At 40.9% G+C, this 18236-nt stretch carries 21 protein-coding genes and 2 tRNA genes; all 23 read right to left on the bottom strand.

The window, feature by feature from the left end:
- Positions 1 to 203: 203 nt before the first annotated feature.
- The 23 genes from HB912_RS01235 to HB912_RS01125 all read right to left on the bottom strand — a co-directional run bounded on the left by HB912_RS01235 (position 204) and on the right by HB912_RS01125 (position 18055).
- Positions 204 to 1190, bottom strand: a complete 987-nt coding sequence (locus HB912_RS01235) for a tyrosine-protein phosphatase (RefSeq protein WP_185371857.1) — start codon at positions 1188 to 1190, stop codon at positions 204 to 206.
- Between the two features lie 179 nt (positions 1191 to 1369).
- Positions 1370 to 2386, bottom strand: coding sequence for an NAD(P)H-dependent glycerol-3-phosphate dehydrogenase (locus tag HB912_RS01230; protein ID WP_342354350.1), 1017 nt, complete (start codon positions 2384 to 2386; stop codon positions 1370 to 1372).
- Between the two features lie 21 nt (positions 2387 to 2407).
- Positions 2408 to 3718, bottom strand: coding sequence for a ribosome biogenesis GTPase Der (gene der, locus HB912_RS01225; RefSeq protein WP_185371855.1), 1311 nt, complete (start codon positions 3716 to 3718; stop codon positions 2408 to 2410).
- Positions 3719 to 3868: 150 nt separating this feature from the next.
- A tRNA-Ser gene (locus tag HB912_RS01220) sits at positions 3869 to 3959 on the bottom strand.
- A 13-nt stretch (positions 3960 to 3972) separates the two neighbouring features.
- Positions 3973 to 4044: transfer RNA gene (locus HB912_RS01215), tRNA-Asn, on the bottom strand.
- A gap of 104 nt (positions 4045 to 4148) precedes the next feature.
- Entirely contained in the window at positions 4149 to 4625 is a 477-nt protein-coding gene (locus HB912_RS01210) for a SprT family protein (RefSeq protein WP_185371854.1), read from the bottom strand.
- Position 4626: 1 nt separating this feature from the next.
- Positions 4627 to 6807, bottom strand: coding sequence for a Tex family protein (locus tag HB912_RS01205; RefSeq protein WP_280529504.1), 2181 nt, complete (start codon positions 6805 to 6807; stop codon positions 4627 to 4629).
- A gap of 56 nt (positions 6808 to 6863) precedes the next feature.
- Positions 6864 to 7469, bottom strand: a complete 606-nt coding sequence (locus HB912_RS01200) for a PP2C family serine/threonine-protein phosphatase (protein WP_185371852.1) — start codon at positions 7467 to 7469, stop codon at positions 6864 to 6866.
- A gap of 2 nt (positions 7470 to 7471) precedes the next feature.
- Positions 7472 to 8242, bottom strand: coding sequence for an RNA polymerase sigma factor SigB (gene sigB, locus HB912_RS01195; protein WP_036072530.1), 771 nt, complete (start codon positions 8240 to 8242; stop codon positions 7472 to 7474).
- Positions 8220 to 8690 (bottom strand): anti-sigma B factor RsbW, encoded by a 471-nt coding sequence (rsbW, locus tag HB912_RS01190; RefSeq protein ID WP_185371851.1) that lies wholly within the window; start codon positions 8688 to 8690, stop codon positions 8220 to 8222. The genes sigB and rsbW overlap by 23 nt, the downstream gene beginning before the upstream one ends.
- A complete protein-coding gene (locus tag HB912_RS01185) occupies positions 8677 to 9012 on the bottom strand; it encodes an STAS domain-containing protein (RefSeq protein WP_185371850.1) in 336 nt (111 codons plus the stop codon). The genes rsbW and HB912_RS01185 overlap by 14 nt, the downstream gene beginning before the upstream one ends.
- A gap of 58 nt (positions 9013 to 9070) precedes the next feature.
- Complete coding sequence (locus HB912_RS01180) at positions 9071 to 10087, bottom strand: PP2C family protein-serine/threonine phosphatase (protein ID WP_036072526.1); 1017 nt, start codon at positions 10085 to 10087, stop codon at positions 9071 to 9073.
- 20 nt (positions 10088 to 10107) lie between these two features.
- The gene (locus HB912_RS01175; RefSeq protein WP_036072524.1) at positions 10108 to 10518 is read right to left on the bottom strand and encodes an anti-sigma regulatory factor; all 411 of its coding nucleotides are present in this window, start codon (positions 10516 to 10518) and stop codon (positions 10108 to 10110) included.
- Positions 10519 to 10520: 2 nt separating this feature from the next.
- Positions 10521 to 10877 carry an STAS domain-containing protein gene (locus HB912_RS01170; protein WP_036072522.1) on the bottom strand — a complete coding sequence of 119 codons (357 nt, stop codon included), beginning with the start codon at positions 10875 to 10877 and terminating at the stop codon, positions 10521 to 10523.
- Between the two features lie 4 nt (positions 10878 to 10881).
- The gene (locus HB912_RS01165) at positions 10882 to 11724 is read right to left on the bottom strand and encodes an RsbT co-antagonist protein RsbRA (protein WP_185371849.1); all 843 of its coding nucleotides are present in this window, start codon (positions 11722 to 11724) and stop codon (positions 10882 to 10884) included.
- 246 nt (positions 11725 to 11970) lie between these two features.
- Complete coding sequence (locus HB912_RS01160; protein WP_036072521.1) at positions 11971 to 12315, bottom strand: type II toxin-antitoxin system PemK/MazF family toxin; 345 nt, start codon at positions 12313 to 12315, stop codon at positions 11971 to 11973.
- A gap of 4 nt (positions 12316 to 12319) precedes the next feature.
- Positions 12320 to 12598, bottom strand: a complete 279-nt coding sequence (locus HB912_RS01155) for a CopG family transcriptional regulator (protein ID WP_185371848.1) — start codon at positions 12596 to 12598, stop codon at positions 12320 to 12322.
- A gap of 216 nt (positions 12599 to 12814) precedes the next feature.
- Entirely contained in the window at positions 12815 to 13936 is a 1122-nt protein-coding gene (alr, locus tag HB912_RS01150; protein ID WP_185371847.1) for an alanine racemase, read from the bottom strand.
- 3 nt (positions 13937 to 13939) lie between these two features.
- Complete coding sequence (acpS, locus tag HB912_RS01145) at positions 13940 to 14311, bottom strand: holo-ACP synthase (protein ID WP_185371846.1); 372 nt, start codon at positions 14309 to 14311, stop codon at positions 13940 to 13942.
- Positions 14304 to 15698: a protoporphyrinogen oxidase gene (hemG, locus tag HB912_RS01140; RefSeq protein WP_185371845.1), complete on the bottom strand. Its 1395-nt coding sequence runs from the start codon at positions 15696 to 15698 to the stop codon at positions 14304 to 14306. The genes acpS and hemG overlap by 8 nt, the downstream gene beginning before the upstream one ends.
- A gap of 115 nt (positions 15699 to 15813) precedes the next feature.
- Positions 15814 to 16560: an amino acid ABC transporter ATP-binding protein gene (locus tag HB912_RS01135; protein WP_185371844.1), complete on the bottom strand. Its 747-nt coding sequence runs from the start codon at positions 16558 to 16560 to the stop codon at positions 15814 to 15816.
- Between the two features lie 12 nt (positions 16561 to 16572).
- On the bottom strand, positions 16573 to 17277 hold the full coding sequence (locus HB912_RS01130) for an amino acid ABC transporter permease (RefSeq protein ID WP_185371843.1): 705 nt from the start codon (positions 17275 to 17277) through the stop codon (positions 16573 to 16575).
- Complete coding sequence (locus HB912_RS01125) at positions 17264 to 18055, bottom strand: amino acid ABC transporter substrate-binding protein (RefSeq protein ID WP_185371842.1); 792 nt, start codon at positions 18053 to 18055, stop codon at positions 17264 to 17266. Before HB912_RS01125 ends, HB912_RS01130 begins: the two co-directional genes overlap by 14 nt.
- Positions 18056 to 18236: the final 181 nt, after the last annotated feature.

Genomic DNA, 18236 nt, shown 5'->3' with positions numbered 1-18236 from the left:
AAATCGACACTAAAACTTCACATTATTAGCTTTTGAAATAAACTTATAAACGTGATAGTACCAACCTGTTACCCAGTATACTAACCGAGAAGGCTTAGAATAGCAAGTAAAACCACCTTTTCATAAAAAAATGGTTCTTTTTTCATAAAAAACGCGCCAAAAATGAGCTCATTACCTGAAAAATCTAGGATTCTGCGCCTACTTTATTCTAACAATAGTCCCTGCAATTTTTGCTTCATTTCTCTTGTGATCCCCACTTCTTTTTCCAAAAAAAGATCCACAGAACCCGACGTCCGCTTCATCTCATCAAAAGCAATCGTCAAATAGCTTGGACGCGCTTCTGCCATGGGCCGAAAAGTTTCAAGCGCTACCTTTTCTTCTTGTGCTGAAAAAGAGTTTGCAAGCGCTCCAACTTCTTCTAGAATTTGTTCCGTAAATTCATTAGTAATCTCATAATCCTTAAAGATCGTTTCTTCAGGAACATCTAGTAAATGGAGCAAAAGAGCAGCAAGAATCCCCGTCCGATCTTTTCCAGCCGTACAGTGGAATAAAAACGGGGTTCCTTGTGGTTTTAATAACGCATTAAAAATTGTAAAGTAGTCCTTTGTTGAATGAATAAAAACTTTATAACTATCCCCCATTAATGGCTCGTAAACCGTATGATCTGACGGGAGCTCCAATTTAGGTTGCCCTTTCAGTTCATTTTTAGCCGCACCAATAGGAATAATTTTATTTTGAATCCCTGGTATAACAGGCGTCGGGGCCGCTTGCACTTCTGCTTCACTGCGCAAATCGCAAATCCAGTGAATTCCTAGTTCTTGTAGCTTTTCTTCACCAGCTTTCGTTAGCTTAGCGAGGCTCCCTGAACGATACAGCATCCCCCACTTCACCGTTTTTTGAGAGCGATTCAGATAGCCGCCTAAATCACGAAAATTGAACACTCCTGGAACCGCTAATATGCGTTCAGCAGCTGTTTTCCTTTCGCCGTTTGGTTTTTCAAGCATAAAATAAGTCCGTTTTTCTGACTTAATCGCCGCTTGAAATGAGTTTTCTCCATTTTGAATGACTGTAAGTTTGTTTGCTGTTTCATCTTTCTCAGGACGAAAACTCTCATAAAGTACTGTTCCGGCAGGTGCTTCACTGTTTTCCCAAGAAATTACGTAATAATTATTATCTCGTGTTACTTTCATGTTTGCTAGCCTCCTTAGTTCTTTTTTATTTTAGCATAATTGCAGAAACTTTTTCACAAATGAATAAAATCCAGAAACTAAAAAATATCTTTTTGAAGCTTTTTTGACACAACTTTGACAAATCTTGCTTGAGCCACAAAAAAACCTTTTAAGACTAGAGAGTTTCAAAAGGTTTCCAATTAAAAAGTTTCCTTCTCTTCTTTTTTCTTTCGTCCCATTAACGAATCCACTGCTTCCGCAGGATCTTTATCTAGGAAAAGGACTTCATAAATCGCCCTTGAAATCGGCATATCAATCTTAAGCTCCTGAGCCCAGCCAAACACGGCTTTTGCAGTGCGAACACCTTCAACCACCATTCCCATATCAGAAAGCACTTTATCAAGCTTCTCGCCTTGTCCAAGCTTGTTTCCTGCTCTCCAGTTGCGGGAATGGACGCTTGTACAAGTAACAATCAAATCACCGATACCCGTTAACCCATAAAAGGTTTGTGGATCTGCACCCACGGCAACTCCCAGGCGTGTTATTTCAGCCATTCCACGCGTCATAAGAGCCGCTTTCGCATTATCCCCATATCCAAGGCCATCAGAGATTCCCGCGCCAAGTGCGATGATGTTTTTCAAAGCTCCGCCAATTTCTGCACCGATCACGTCTCGATTCGTGTAAATTCGCAGGTTATTATTAATAAAGACATCTTGAACAAGGCCCGCAAGCTCATCATTTTCAGAGCTTGCACAAAGTGTTGTAGGATGTCTTTCAGCCACTTCTTCCGCATGACTAGGGCCAGAAAGAACCACAATCCCTTTGCGCTTTTCTAGAGAAATCTCTTCATCAATGACTTCTGACATCCGCAAATTGGTTTCAGGTTCAATTCCTTTACTGACATGGACAATGATTTGCGGTGCACGAAGATCAGCATCCACTTGGCGTGCCACTTCACGCATGGCACTTGTCGGAACGGCTAAAACTACTAAGTACGCATCAGCTAAAGCTTCTGTGAGCGAAAGGGTTGCTCTTAATCCGTTCGGCAACTGAATTTCTTTCAAATAGTGCGAATTGTGGTGTTCTTGATTGATTTCATCCACAATATCTTCACGATTTCCCCAAAGTACGACATCGTGCCCATTATCACTCAAAGCCATTCCAAGTGCTGTCCCCCAGCTTCCTGCTCCTAAAACTGCTACTTTTTGTTTTGTCACGAAAATCATCCTCCTAAAAGCTTACTTACGTTTACGTGGTATTACACGAATTGGAGTTCCTTCAAATGGAAATGCCTCACGAATTCGATTTTCCAAAAAGCGTTCATATGAAAAGTGCATAAGTTCAGGTTCATTCACAAACACAACAAAAGCAGGCGGTTTAACAGCTACTTGAGTGGTGTAGAAGATTTTCAGTCGTTTTCCTTTATCCATCGGTGCTGGATTCATAGCAACGGCATCACTGATCACATCATTCAACATGCTTGATTGCACACGAAGGGAGTGATTTTCACTCACTTGATTAATCAACGGGAAAATGTTCGTTAGACGCTGTTTCGTTTTCGCGGATACAAAAACAATCGGTGCATAATCAAGAAATTGAAACTGCTCGCGAATGTCTTCTGTAAAGGCCTTCATCGTTTTTTCATCTTTTTCAATCGCATCCCATTTGTTCACAACAATAATAATTGCTCGACCAGCATCATGCGCATAACCAGCAATTCGTTTATCTTGTTCACGGATACCCTCTTCAGCATTTAAGACGACTAAAACAACATCTGAGCGTTCAATTGCTCGCATCGCCCGAAGCACACTATATTTTTCCGTTGTTTCATAAACTTTTCCTTTTTTTCGCATCCCTGCCGTATCAATCATCACATATTCTTGTCCGTCAAAGCTATAACTCGTATCAATCGCATCCCGCGTGGTTCCTGCAATATCAGAAACGATGACACGATCCTCTCCAAGAAAAGCATTAACAAGCGAAGATTTCCCAACATTTGGTCGACCAATTAAAGAAAATTTGATGACATCATCATCGTATTCGTCTTCTTCTTCATTTGGAAAGTGCTTTCGAACTTCATCCAGCAAATCACCAAGACCAAGACCATGTGACCCTGAAATTGGATAAGGCTCACCAAAACCGAGTGAATAAAAATCATACACTTGGTCACGCATTTCAGGATTATCTACTTTATTAACCGCTAAAACGACAGGTTTTTTCGAACGATATAAAATTTTCGCCACTTGTTCATCAGCATCCGTTACGCCTTCTCGACCATTTGTGATAAAAATGATAACATCCGCTTCGTCGATCGCAATTTCAGCTTGTGCACGGATTTGTTCTAAAAAAGGTTCATTTGAAAGGTCAATCCCTCCCGTATCAATAATATTGAACTCTTTTCCAAGCCACTCCGCTGTATTGTAAATTCGGTCTCTTGTCACACCCGGAACATCTTCAACGATCGAAACACGCTCTCCGACGATCCGGTTAAAAATAGTAGATTTGCCGACATTTGGACGGCCCACAATCGCTACTACCGGTTTAACCATCTATGTTCACCTTCTTTTTCATTCCTAGTTTATCAGACTTTCTTAAGTGTATCAGTAAATGAGCAGCACCGCAACGTAAAACTTACTTTTTGACACCGCAACTAAAAAGCTTTACCTGCAGAAAGGCAAAGCTTGATTTCACACTATAAATGGCGGAGAAAGAGGGATTTGAACCCTCGCGCCGCGCAAACGACCTACACCCTTAGCAGGGGCGCCTCTTCAGCCACTTGAGTATTTCTCCACAAAAACAAAAACTCCACAGGTAGGACTCGAACCTACGACCGATCGGTTAACAGCCGATTGCTCTACCACTGAGCTACAGTGGAATAAATCTACTTTTATTATAATAATGGATAATTAAAAAAGCAAGAAAAAGTTCTGTTCCTTCGAGCTAGAGAGCTCGTAAAAAACCCCTTCTTCTTGCCTCATTTCACTTTTCATTGAAACTTGCTTGCATCCCCTTTTTCTGTCCTGAATAAACAAGTTTCCCACCACATCTTCCGCAACGATAGCGACTTACATTCATTTTACGTTGCCGCACAAAGCTCGTTCCACATTTCTTACATGCATATTCATGCAAATTCTTTTCCATCTCGATTGGCTTACAAAACCGAGGCGCACCTACTTCGCGCAGTAAATTTCGAAAATCGGCATCGCGATGTTTATACCCTCGGTTTTCTAAATGAAGATGGTAGTGACAGAGCTCATGCTTCATAATTTGAATGAATTCCGCTTCCCCGAAAGTAGAGAGGTATTTGGGATTCATTTCAATGTCATGCGAACGTAGTAAATAGCGCCCTCCCGTCGTACGAAGTCGCGCATTGAACCGAGCTTGATGAGAAAAAGTCTTGCCAAAATATTCCACAGATACGCTTTCCATCAAAGCTTGAAGCTCCGCATTTTCCATGCTATTTCGCATCCTTTGGCGCAACCATGGAAAGCGCAATTCGATTCTTCTTCAAATCCACTTCATCCACCCAAACCGTTACAATATCACCAACAGAAACAACATCCATCGGTCGCTTCACAAATGATTGACTAAGTTTTGAAATATGAACGAGTCCATCTTGTTTCACTCCGATATCCACAAAGGCACCAAAGTCCACTACATTTCGAACCGTGCCTTCAAGCTGCATCCCTGGCTTTAAGTCTTCCATTTTGATGACATCTTGTTTAAGCATTGGTTGCGGCAATTCATCACGCAAATCCCGTCCTGGCGCGATTAAATCTTGAATAATATCCTGAAGCGTTTCCTTCCCGATTTCAAGTTCTTGCCCCATTTCACCGACATTCGCCTGCTGCAATTCAGCTTTTAGCTTGGGGGTCCCAATATCTTGAAGCGTAAACCCAAGTTTCTTGATTAATTGTTCTGCCGCTTTATAGCTTTCCGGGTGAATTGCTGTTTTGTCTAGTGGATTTTCCCCTTCGAGAATTCGCATAAAACCAATACTTTGCTCGTAAGATTTCGCTCCGAGTCGTGGTACCTTTTTTAGTTCTGTTCGAGAAGTGAAGGGACCATTTTCTTCCCGATATTTTCGGATATTTCCGGCTACCGTTTTATTTAAGCCAGCCACGTACTGCAAAAGTGCTGCTGAAGCCGTGTTCACATTTACCCCTACTTGGTTAACAGCTGTTTCCACAACAAACGTTAAAGCGTCACTTAGCTTTTTCTGAGAAACATCATGCTGATACTGTCCAACGCCAACAGATTTAGGATCGATTTTCACAAGTTCCGCAAGCGGATCTTGGAGACGTCTTCCAATTGAAACTGCACTTCGCTCTTCTACTTGATAGTCAGGAAATTCTTCACGAGCAATTTCACTCGCTGAATAAACACTTGCTCCCGCTTCATTAACAATAGTGTATAGCGCCTCACTTCCTGTTTCGTGCAGTAAGTCCGCAATAAATTGTTCTGTTTCTCGCGAAGCTGTTCCATTTCCGATCGCAATAACTTGAACCCCGTAGCGTTTCAAAAGCTCGGTCACTTTGCTTTTTGCCTCGGGTACGCGTCCCTTTCCGGTATGAGGGTAAATCACACCAATTTCAAGAACTTTTCCGGTAGGATCAAGAACCGCAAGTTTGCAGCCGGTCCGAAAAGCCGGATCGACGCCAAGAATCACCTTCCCTTTTAGCGGCGGTTGAAGTAGCAGTTTTCGCAAATTCAGCGAGAAAATTTCAATCGCATGATCTTCTGCCGTTTCCGTTAATTCTGAACGAATTTCGCGTTCCACAGCTTTCGCAATAAAACGCTTATAAGCATCAAAAATAGCTTCTCGTACAAGCCTCACAGATTCGTTTTCCTTCTTGGGTAAGTTCTTTTCTTCCAAATAAGCATGAATTTTAGTGGCATCAATTTCAATAGAAACTCGGAGTACTTCTTCTTTCTCACCACGGTTAAAAGCAAGTACACGGTAAGGAGCCGTTTTTTGAATCATTTCCTGATAGTCATAATACATTTCGTATACGGCTTTTTCATCCACAGCATTTTTCTTTTTCTCTGTGTGAATCATCCCAAATTTCCGCGTGAAATTACGGATCCATTCACGATACTCTGGCTGATCACTAACTTCTTCTGCAATAATCTCATGTGCCCCAAGCAGCGCAGCTTTTTCATCTACCACATCTTCTGACAAATAGCCCTTTGCTTCTTGTTCCACATCAGCATCTGAAAAAGTCCACAGAAACTTCGCGAGCGGTTCAAGGCCGTGTTCTTTTGCAATCGTTGCCTTTGTGCGTTTCTTTTGCTTATACGGGCGGTACAAGTCTTCAAGCTTTTGTTGCTGATCAGCTTTTATAATTTGTTCTCGCAACTCATCCGTTAGTTTTCCTTGCTCTTCGATTAAACGCAAGATCTCTTCTTTCCGTGTTTCAAGCTTTAAAACGTAATCATACGTTTCTTCAATATCGCGAATAGCCACTTCATCTAAGCTACCAGTATTTTCCTTTCGGTAACGTGCAATAAAAGGCACCGTATTCCCATCTTCAAGCAACTTAATAACCGCATCAATTTGCGTCTTTTTATAGTCTAATTTTTTATAAATAAAAGGCATTATGCTTTGTTCCATTTTGATTTCTCTCCTCGTTTCCATCCTTGTACTGACTTATCAAGCAAAAAACTGCCACACATATCCATGGCAGTTTTGACTCAATCTAAAAATTTCCCGACAACAAAGCTGACATCATCCTCGGGAACGCTTGCAATTTGACGTTCAATGCTATGTCCTGTATGCACAGCACTAATCGGGCTATCCAAATAAGATTTCACTTTCCGAAGTTTAAGCCCATCCGAATGAATTAGAAATTTACTTCCCGGCTTATATTGAAACTGTTTGAGTTTAAAAAGCTGTTTTCTACCAGATAAAAACCCCATTGTTGAAAGCGGAAAACTCATTTTCCCAGAAGCTTCCATGAAATAAAAGCGGATATTCCCGGTTCCTGTGTATGTAAGTGTATGTGTAACAAAATTAACCCGAATCATCGCCACAGCTGCTCCTCTAAGCCCGGAAACGGCTTGATTGCATTTGTCCATCAACGAGTCAAGCTCTTCTGCTGGGTCTTCTTTCACGGCGTCAATTACAGCTTTTGCTGATCGGTGCGCTTCAATGCCACTTCCGAGTCCATCTGCTAAGACACATAAAAATTCATTGTTAGGTAACTCCGTAAAAAAATACATGTCTCCTGAGTATTGTTGCAAATCCTTCGACCGCTGGAACGTAAACAACTCTACATTCGTCTTTACAATGCTTGACATGGTCAGTCCACTTCCTCATTTTGCAAGGCTTCGCGTAACTTTTTAATCGCTTGACGTTGAATTCTAGAAACGTGCATTTGCGAAATATCAAGCAGTTCACCTGTCTCTTTTTGACTGCGATTTTCAATAAATGTGTATTGTAGAATTTTTTGTTCCCGACTATCGAGTATCGGTAATACCTTTTCAAGTAACATTCGCTGATTAACTTGTTCAAATCCGTCATCATCATTTCCAACAACATCCAAGAGTGTGATCGTGCTACCATCAGAATCGGCTTCAATAGAATGATCGACAGAAAGCGCTTGATAGCTTTTTCCCATTTCCATTGCTTCAAGAACTTCTTCCTCGGAAGCATCAATATAAGCTGCGATATCAGAAATTTGCGGAGAGTCTTGCATCTCTCGAGTTAATTCTTCTACGGCATTTTTGATTTTGGGTCCAAGTTCTTTAATTCGCCTTGGCACATGGACGCTCCACGTTTTATCCCGCAAAAAGCGCTTGATCTCACCAACAATAGTTGGCACAGCAAAAGCTTCGAAGCTCTTACCAAATTCAGGATTATATCTCCGGATCGCGCCAAGAAGTCCGATATTTCCTACTTGAACGAGATCTTCATGGAACGATTTTCCTTGTGAATATTTTCGTGCAATGGATTCGACTAAATTTTTATAATGAACGACAAGTTGATATTGGGCATTTTCATCCCCTGTCTTCTGAAATGCTTCGATCCACTCATAAACTTTTTCCTTATCAGGTTGAGACACTTTTGGCATTCTCCTCCACCTGCTTTTCATTAATATATTTAGTCATTAAAACGGAAACTCCGTCTTCCGAATAAAATTTCACATCATCCATTAAAGTTTCAATCAAGAAAAGTCCAAGTCCACCAATCCTCATTAAATCAGCATCCTCATCCGCTTCATATGGACCGCCTTCTTTTCTTTTTGTTTCGAGGTCGAAGCTTTTTCCTTTATCGCTCACAATCACATCCAGTTTGTCCGAATAGATATGGAACTCGATTTTCACTTCTCCATCCGACTTTTCTTTAAAGCCGTGACGAATGGAATTTGTGATGGCTTCGCTAACTGCAATTTTCAGGTCTTCAATCACTTCATATGAAAAACCTGCTTGGCTAGCAATTCCAGAGAGAGTCAACCTTCCAAGGCTTACGAATTCAGGCTTGGCCGGAACATTTAGCTCGATCTTATCATAGGTTGCCATTTGTTTCACCTTCTATATTTTTGATTTCAATGATTTCCGAGAGTCCAGTAATTTCAAACAAGCGATACAAGCGCTCGGAAAGCCCGATAAGAACAAGTTCGCTGTTTTTAGTTCGCAAGTTTTTAAAGAGACCAACAAAAACTCCTAAACCCGTGCTGTCCATATAACCAACATCAGATAAATCGACTTTGAGTGTGAAATTCTCTTTGCTTTGATAACCGTCAAGTGCTTCTTTCAGTTTTGGTGCTGTATAGGCATCTATTTCTCCTGAGATAAAAGCTTCGGCTTGCTTTTCACTCTTATCTTCAATCTTGATATTCATTATTTGTCACCTCATTAAAAATTGGTATACGAGTGGCATTACCCGGTCCAGGCAATGCTTAAACCTCTTTTTCTCGTTTAATTACAATCAAAGTAAAATCATCATGAAGCTTAAAGTCCTGTAATTTAAGGAGATGCTCATAAATCGCATCCGCCATTTCCTGTGCTTCTAGCTTCATATACTTTTCAAAAATAGCGAGCAACTCCGGCCGTTCTAAAAAGCCTTCTTTGGTTCGCGTTTCTGTGACACCATCAGACATAATAAAAATCACATCTTCTGGTGCGACCGCTCTTTCAAATTTCCGGTACTCCACTTCTTTATTAATTCCAAGTGGCAAGCCGCGAGCATATAGGTCAGAGAATTGATTCGTCTTTGCTTCATAGAAAACACCTACTTCATGTCCTGCAGAAGCATATTCAAATCGGTGTAGTGCTTTTCGGTAAACACCATAAAACATCGTAATAAACATATTGTCGTTAATATTTTCTTCTGCCACCTTGTTCAGTGCTCTAAGTACACGACTTGGATCTTCGTATTCTTCCGCAATTCCAGGAAGAGCATATTTAATCATCGAAATACTAAAAGCTGCGGGGATCCCTTTACCAATAACATCAGCAAGCGAAATCCCAATGTTTTCTTTTTTACCATCCAAATCCAAAAAAGCATAATAATCGCCGCTCATTTGTCTCGCAGCTTTACTTACGACACCAAAATCAAGTTCTGTTCCAGTTGGTAAGTCAGCTTGAAGGAGTGTTTTTTGCATGGATTCTGCTTGCTCAATTTCACTTTTCAAAGCACGCTGTTCCGTTCGTAGACTAATATGTTCCAAATAAGCAAGACCGTAGCCGACCATCGTTTCAAGTAGTACATCAAATGATTTCTTGACATAGTCAGGCATATTTTTATCGTATTTTTCAAGGGCAGAACGATGAATATTGATAATTTCTTCTGGCGGAATACTTTGGTCCATGGCTTCTTTTGTTAATTTTTCACAGTCATATAAAATAGCCTCATCTTGATGTTCTAAATAATCCATTAAAATTTCGTCATATTTCGCCTCAAATTGCTCGTTCATCCCTTAAAGCCTCCCTGCTCTCACCTTATCCATTTCATCGCTGTAATAATCGTTCCCTTTTCGTCTCCATTTGTTTTAGACTCAATATCGAAGCTGTCCATTAAACGCTTCACACCTGGAAGTCCAGCTCCAAGTCCGCCTGATGTTGTATAACCATCTTGCATGACTTTCCGAATATCTAAAATCCCAGGCCCTTGGTCTTTAGCTACTATCTTTAAACCTTGTCTTCCTGCTTCATTAATTTTCAAGATGCAAATTTCTCCCGTTTTCGCATACAAGAAAATATTCCGGGCTAGTTCGCTGATTGCTGTTGTAATCCGTGCTTGATCCACCGTACCAAATCCAATTTCTTTGGAAATTTTCCGCCCTAATTGCCTAGCAGAAACAATGTCCCATTCATCTGTTATTTTTACACAGGATTGGAATGTCATCTTCATTCCCCCAATTCCTGTTTTAATTTTTCTAAGCCACTTTCTAAATCCATAGCCGAAAGAACTCCTTCAAAAGTAATTCCGAGCTCGACAAGCGTGATTGCAACAGCAGGTTGAATCCCTGTAACCACTACTCGCGCGCCCATAAGTTTCGACATGCTAACCACATCACCCAAAATCTTCGCAATGAAAGAGTCGATAAAATCAATTGAGGTGATATCAATCACAACGCCACGTGCAGACGTTTCATGAATTTTTGCAAGAAGATCTTCTTGAAACTCAATTGCGGTATGATCATCAAGCTCGCTTTGAATAGAAATAAGTAAGCATTCGCCTAATTTTAAAATTGGAATCCCCATGGTTTCACCCCTCTTTTTGTGCTATTTCTCTATTTGTTAATGCTAGTGCCCGTTTCATCCCTTTCTGAAGGGTATTTGTCGTAATCAGCTGCTCTAAATTAATACCAAGATTAACAATCGTTTGAGCGATTTCTGGTCTAATCCCGACAAGCATTGGTTTTGAACCAACTAAACGCACAGCTTCTGCTGCTTGAATGATATGATGGGCAACCATTGTATCCACAATCGGAACACCCGTAATATCAATTAGCACCACTTCTGAACGGTGCTTAACAACACCAACGAGCAGACTTTCCATAATTTGCCTTGCACGGTCAGTATCTATTGTCCCAACAAGTGGCATGACCGAGATATTATCAAATATCGGCAAAAGTGGTGCCGATAATTCTTGCAAGGCTTGTCTTTGTTGCGATACCGTTTTTTCCCAAGTTTCTGCATATGCCGTTACAATTTTGTTATAAATCGAAGCAAGCCACTTTTCAAAGCGATAATAAGCATCATCTTCCGGATTGTCTTCACGCTTAAAGAAAAGTTCCTTCCCGCGCATTCCTTTATACGTAAGCAAGGCAAAATTATGAATGCCCGTTGTAATAAAGTGAATGGGCCAACCAAGCAGCACAACTTTTTCAGCGAAGTCCTTCAGTTTCCCGTGAAATTCAGCTTGATTTTCAGTCCCATCTATTTTACTTACGATCAAATCAATAAACTCTCGTGTCACTTCTTCGTACATCTCATCAGTCGCAACACTTGCAATTTTAGGATCTTCTTGTTCTTTCATTTCTCTAATCCAGGCTTCTAAAAGTGCCGCCTGGTTTTCGCGAATAAAATCGGCAAAATCTGAGTACATGCTGTTCTGTTACGCCTCTCTTTCTTCTCACTTCACTGTTTTTTTGTTTGAAAAAACCTGACAAAAGAAAACAAGCTATCTGAACCCAAAGTTCTTGTCTCTTATGCCAGGTAAATCAGACATTTATTATGTGAGCAAATCTAAACTATGTATATAACCTGTTCATTCAAGAGTTCTTTACGCAGGTTCTGCCCTTCTTCATCATCCTCGTTTACACTTTTCATCATCAAAAGTAAATGGGGGCTTTTAAAATTCAATCATGCCAAGGCTAATTTCTAAAGCATGATCCACCTTCTCCATTAATTCATCATCCAAATGCGTGATCTTATCTGTTAACCGCTGCTTATCGATTGTTCGAATTTGCTCAAGCAAAATGACAGAATTTCGATCAAAGCCGTCTTTTTTCGTAGCTTCAATATGCGTCGGCAATTTCGCTTTTTGAATTTTCGCAGTAATCGCTGCGACAATCACAGTTGGACTGAAACGATTTCCAATGTCGTTTTGAATGATGAGAACAGGCCTTGTTCCCCCTTGCTCGCTTCCGACCACGGGGGAAAGATCTGCGTAGTAGACATCACCACGCTTTACCAACGGCCTAACCTCCTAATATTTCGATATTCCGATTTTCTGCTTCTGACTCTGCATGGGTGCACTCGCAAGCAATTGCAAAATTGATTTTTGCCATTTCAATGTAGCCACGTTCCATCTCTACACGAACTTCACGCGCTTTTTTGCGCTTCAAAAACTCTTGCGTCGCTTCCATGATCACTTCACTCCGCTCCATTTTTTCTTTTTGCACAAATAAATCAAGTTCTTCAAGCAAATCTTGTGTTAGAGATATAGAAATCTCTTTTTGTTGTTTTTTTTCTAACACCTCTTACACCCCCAAAGTTGCATTGATACTATCTTGCTCTATGTATCTATCGTACCATTCTAAGAGTTATTAGAAAAGCAATTTCTTATTTTTTCCAGCCGAAAATCAAATTTTTTAACCATGCATTCAGGTGTTTCGACTGTTTAAGATACACTTAGATGGCTCTTTGCTACTCCATTATAAACGCCTTTTACTAGAAAAGCACGGATAGCGGTTTTAGTCCACATATTTCCTTGGGACACGAGCCGAAAGCGCGCAAGTGATTTCATAATTAATGGTCCCAAGATATTCTGCCGCATCTGTTGCTGTCCGTTTTAATCGGCCACTTCTTCCAATTATTGTAACAACAGTACCTACAGGGTAATAGCGATCCAGCCGAATGATTATTTGGTCCATACAAACTCGGCCGATGATTTCAGCAGGACGACCATCCACTAACACTTCATAACCACTAAATCTCCGAAGTATTCCATCTGCATAGCCAATTGGAAGTGTTGCAACCCATTCTTCCTGCCCTGCTTCATAAGTTGCTCCGTAGCTCACGTGATCTCCCGGTTGAAGTTTTTTCACCTGCGCTATTTGTGTATAAAGGGACAAGGCAGGTTGAAGAGTGTACGGAAGAATATCTTCTATTTCAACAGAGGGCGAAAGACCATACATGGCAATCCCAAGCCGAATCATATTGAAATCCGCCTGCGTGTGAAGTAGAGCAGTTGCCGAATTTGCAGCATGCACATAACGTGGCTTTCTGCTAAGGCGAAGAAGGATAGAACGAAACTTCTGTAACTGCTTTTCAAAATAACTAGTTTCTTTTTGATCAGCTGTCGCAAAGTGGGTGTAGATCCCCTCGAATTCGAACCGAGGATCAGCTTCAATCTGTTCGATTGCGTAAAGTACTTCCTTTTCTGTTTGAAACCCGAGTCGTCCCATTCCCGTATCCACTTTAACATGCACTTTAAGCGGTTTATCCGGAAGAGATAATCCTTCAAAAAATTCTTCATTATAGACAGTAATTGAAATCTCTTGTTCTGCAGCGAGCGCTACGTCTTCTTTAAAAATTGCTCCAAGCACTAGAATAGGACAGGTAAAACCCGCTTCTCGTAAATAAAGTGCTTCATCCAAAATAGCGACACAAAATCCAGTTGCTCCGGCTTGCTCGGCAGCTTTTGCCACTTCCAAAATGCCATGTCCATAGGCGTTCGCTTTTACAACAGCAAAAATTTCCGTTCCATCTGGTAAAAGTTGCTGTTCATTTTGAATGTTTGCTTGAATAGCCTTTAAGTCTACTTCAATCCACGTTGGACGATGTACACCGGTATATGTCCTCAGTTCACTCATGATTCAGCTTCTCCTTTCGTTTGCTTCAATAATCACTTGTGCTGCTGCCGACCTTCCTGTATGCGTAATACTTACAAAAACTAACTCATCTGTTCGCTTCGGTTGGATTAAACACGGTTCCCCATTTTGTCCCGTTAAAATCTCCACATCAGTAAAGCTTAGATCTTTCCCAAACCCTGTGCCGCTTGCTTTTGCGTACGCTTCTTTAGCCGCAAAACGCCCGGCAAGAAACTCAATTTGTCTCGATCCTTTATAACCATGAAAAAGCACTTCTTCATTTGAGGTCAAAATCCGTTCAATAAAACGCGGATTTCGCTCTAAGACCGCTTTTACTCGGTCTAAATCAATCATATCGAGCCCGATTCCTTTAATCAACTTGATTCACCTCTTCGGCTATTTGTTCAGCCATAGTCCGAGCCTGCCTTATACAATCTGGAATCCCAACGCCGTCGTAACTCATTCCTGCAACGTGAACACGCGGATAATTCGCCGAAAGATTTTGCTTAAAAGTCGCTAAACGCTCTTTATGACCCACATCATATTGTGGCATTGCATGTGGCATACGACTTACTTCCGCAAAGAGCGGTGTTTCAATTAGCCCCATCATTTCTTTGTAATCGGCCAAAACCATATCGATCAATTCCTGATCAGATGTTGTTTCGATCCAATTTTCGCCAGCTTTCCCGAGAAAACCGCGCAATAGCATTTTCCCGTCTGGAACCATATGCGGCCATTTTTTGTGCACCCATGTACAAGCAGTTGTTCGGTAATCATTTACACGGGAAACTAAATAGCCTGTACCTTCTTTTAAGGCTGCTTTATCCAGATGATCATAAGCAAATGAGATTGTCGCTAGTGTTGAAAGCGGTCGGTTTTCAAACGGGGCCGCCGTATCTCTATCCAAAAGTTTAAGTACCACATCATGCGTTGCCGCAATCAAGACTGCATCAGCCTCTTCTCGCGAACCATCTGCAAACAAAATTTGGTAGCCTGTACCCTTTCGTTCCAGCTTAACAGCTTCTTTCAAAGCGTGAAGTGATTCACTTGGAAGCGATGCTACAAGTGCATTTGGCAGTTCAGAAAGCCCATTTTTCAGGGTTCTGAAAGCTCCGATCGTATTTTTAGTTCCTGTTGTTTGCATATTAACTTGCGCCGGCATTGCTAAGCCTTTCATCAAACTACCACTTTTTTCAATCGTCGTCTCAAACTGCGGAAAAGTCGCCCGCAAACTCATGTTGTAAATATTTCCTGCATAAATTCCTGATAAAAGTGGCTCGATCAAGTCTTTCACAAGCTCTTTTCCGAAGCGCGCTTCGAAGAAATCCCCTAGTGAACTATCGTTTTTAATGGGGGTATAAGGACGCGTCTTTTCTTGCAGAGCATAGGCTTTTCCAGCTTCTGAAATCAATTCACTTGCTGCAAGCGCCGCCTCGTCTGTCGGAATGCCCATAACTGAACCTTCCGGAATTGGAAATAGCCCGCTTCCATTATAAATGAAGGATCTTCCCGTTGCATTAGCTACCAGTTCATCACTTAGTCCCAGTTCGTTAACGAGCTCAACTCCTGCTGTTTTTCTTGCAAGAAACGAGTCGGGGCCTTTCTCAATTAAAAACCCGTCGCGTTTCACTGTTTCAAATTTCCCGTTAAAATGGGATTCTTTTTCATATACATCAAAGCTTATATCCTCATTTCCCATCTGATGAAGCGTATAAGCTGCCGATAAACCGGAAAGTCCACCGCCGATAATTACTATTCGTTTCATTCTTCACAGCACCTCTCTCTGTTAACCATTTTTGCTCTACTATTTTAGCACAAAAAAAAGAAAGCCTACAAAGAATAGCTGTATAAAACAACTTCAATTGTGAGGCTTCCTCTTTTTAAATAGGGTCTAAAATTCGTTCCAAAAATTGCTTGGTACGTGGTTCCTTCGGTGCTTTAAAGATATCTTCTGGTTTTCCTTGTTCACAGACGACACCTTGATCCATAAAAATCACTTCATCGGCAACTTGCTCAGCAAACTTAAGTTCATGAGTAACGACGATCATTGTCCAACCATCGCTCGCTAAACTTTTCATCACTTTGAGAACGTCCCCAACTAGTTCCGGGTCAAGCGCCGATGTTGGTTCATCAAACAAAATCAATTTAGGCTTCATCGCAAGCGCACGGGCGATCCCGACACGCTGTTCTTGACCGCCTGAAAGTTGATAGGGGTAAAGATCGGCTTGTTCCGATAAATTAACCTTTCTAAGCAATTCTAGCGCTTCTTGTTTGGCTTGCTCTTTCGGCATTTTCTTCACTTGAACAGGACCTTCCATCACATTTTCAAGGGCTGTTTTATGCGGAAAAAGATTATAATTTTGGAAAACCATCGTGGATTCTTTTCTCAGATCTGCAATTTGTTTTTTGGACAATTTCTTTGAAAAATCAATTTCCAAATCATCAAACTGAAGGGAACCCGCCTCTGGAATTTCAAGCGCGTTTAACGACCTTAAAAAAGTGGTTTTTCCAGAACCCGAAGGCCCGATAATAACCGTTACGGTCCCTTTCTCCACAGTTAGATCAATGCCACGCAAAACTTGATTTTCCCCAAATGCCTTTTCAATATTTTTCGCTTCAAGATACATAGCTTTCACTCCTTATTTCGCGATATAACGATCTAACCGTTTTTCGAGACGTCCTTGTAATGCTGATAAAAATACACAAACAATCCAGTAAAGCAGTCCCGCTTCCATATAAACTAGCAAAAACTCATAACTCGTTGCTGCGATTTCTTGGGCTTTCCGAAAGAGTTCAGAAACGAGCACGAGTGAAGCTAGCGATGTATCTTTAATCAAACTTATAAATGTATTGGAAAGCGGTGGAACAGAAACGCGTGCAGCCTGAGGAATAATAATCCGAAACAATACTTGTGCATAGCTCATACCGATTGTGTATCCCGCTTCCCACTGACCCTTTGGCACAGACTGAATCGCGCCACGCACAATTTCAGCCGCATAACCGCCAATATTTAACGAAAAAGCAATGATGGCAGCAGGAAACGGATCAAACTTAAGGCCAATTGTCGGCAAACCGTAAAAGATGACAAACAGTTGGACAAGAAGCGGAGTCCCGCGAATTAGTGAAACATAAAAGCGACCGATTCCACGAAAAATTTTCGAACTTGAAAGACGGAAAAGTGCAATGACAAGGGCAATGACCATCCCAATGACAAAGGATAAAAGCGTAAGCGGAATCGTATATTCGATCCCGCCCTTTACCATTGGCCAAAATGCTTCTTTCAGCACATCAAAGTTCAAATTATCAAGCGAAACAGCTCCTAAAAGTAAATTATTCAGAAACATCTTGTCCAAACCATTTTTCTGAGATTTGTTTTAATGTACCGTCTTTTTTCATAGCTTTTAGCTCTTTATCAAAAGAAGCTTTGATTCCGGAATCTTTACGAAAGGCAAAAGCGCTGCTACTTGTTTCTTTATTTAACTCAGCTGCAATTTTCACTTTATCGTCACCAGTTTGCTTCATATAATCGAGCACAGCGAGTTTGTCATTAACAGTTGCATCCGTCCGGCCTTGCTTAATTAAAGTAAGTGATTGCGACAAACCATCAACGGACTGAATATCAGCCCCTGCATCTTTCGCGATTTTTCCGTAATTACTTGTTAAACTTTGAGCGACTTTCACGCCTTTTAAATCAGCTGTTGTCTTGATTGAATCGTTGTCTTTTGCTGTAACAATGACAGCTGTGCTTTTTGAATAAGGTACAGATAGATCATATTTCTTTTCACGCTCTTTATTAATCCCAACTTGATTAGCAACAACATCAAAGCGAGAAGAATTAAGTCCCGCAAACATCGAATCCCATTGTGTTTCTTCGAATTTCACTTTAAGATCAAGTCGTTTCGCAACTTCTTTAACGACATCAATATCAAATCCAGTTAATTTGTTCGTTTTAGAGTCATGAAAAGTAAAGGGGCGATAAGTACCTTCTGTCCCGACTGTGATTGTCCCCTCTTTTTCGATTTTTTTCATTTCATTATCACTTGAAGAGCTTCCACTCCCACCGCAAGCAGTTAAAACCACCACTAAAATGGAAGTTAGTAAAAACGCTGCTATCTTTTTCATGTTATTGTTCTCCTTTTATTCATTTTCTTCCTTAATTATCGTAAAACCAATTATTCCGATGAAATAAGGAGGATTAATAGTCACAGTTTGCTCACTTTGCTACACGCTCTATGCTTTGTATATTGTAGGAGAATCACACTGATTTTGCAAGCAAGATGCTTACTTTGGGTAAGTAAAAACT

It is taken from the genome of Listeria aquatica, from assembly GCF_014223975.1.
Classification (GTDB): Bacteria; Bacillota; Bacilli; order Lactobacillales; family Listeriaceae; genus Listeria; species Listeria aquatica.
Note: the sequence above shows the minus strand (reverse complement) of the source record. Positions and strands in the feature narration are given on the sequence as shown.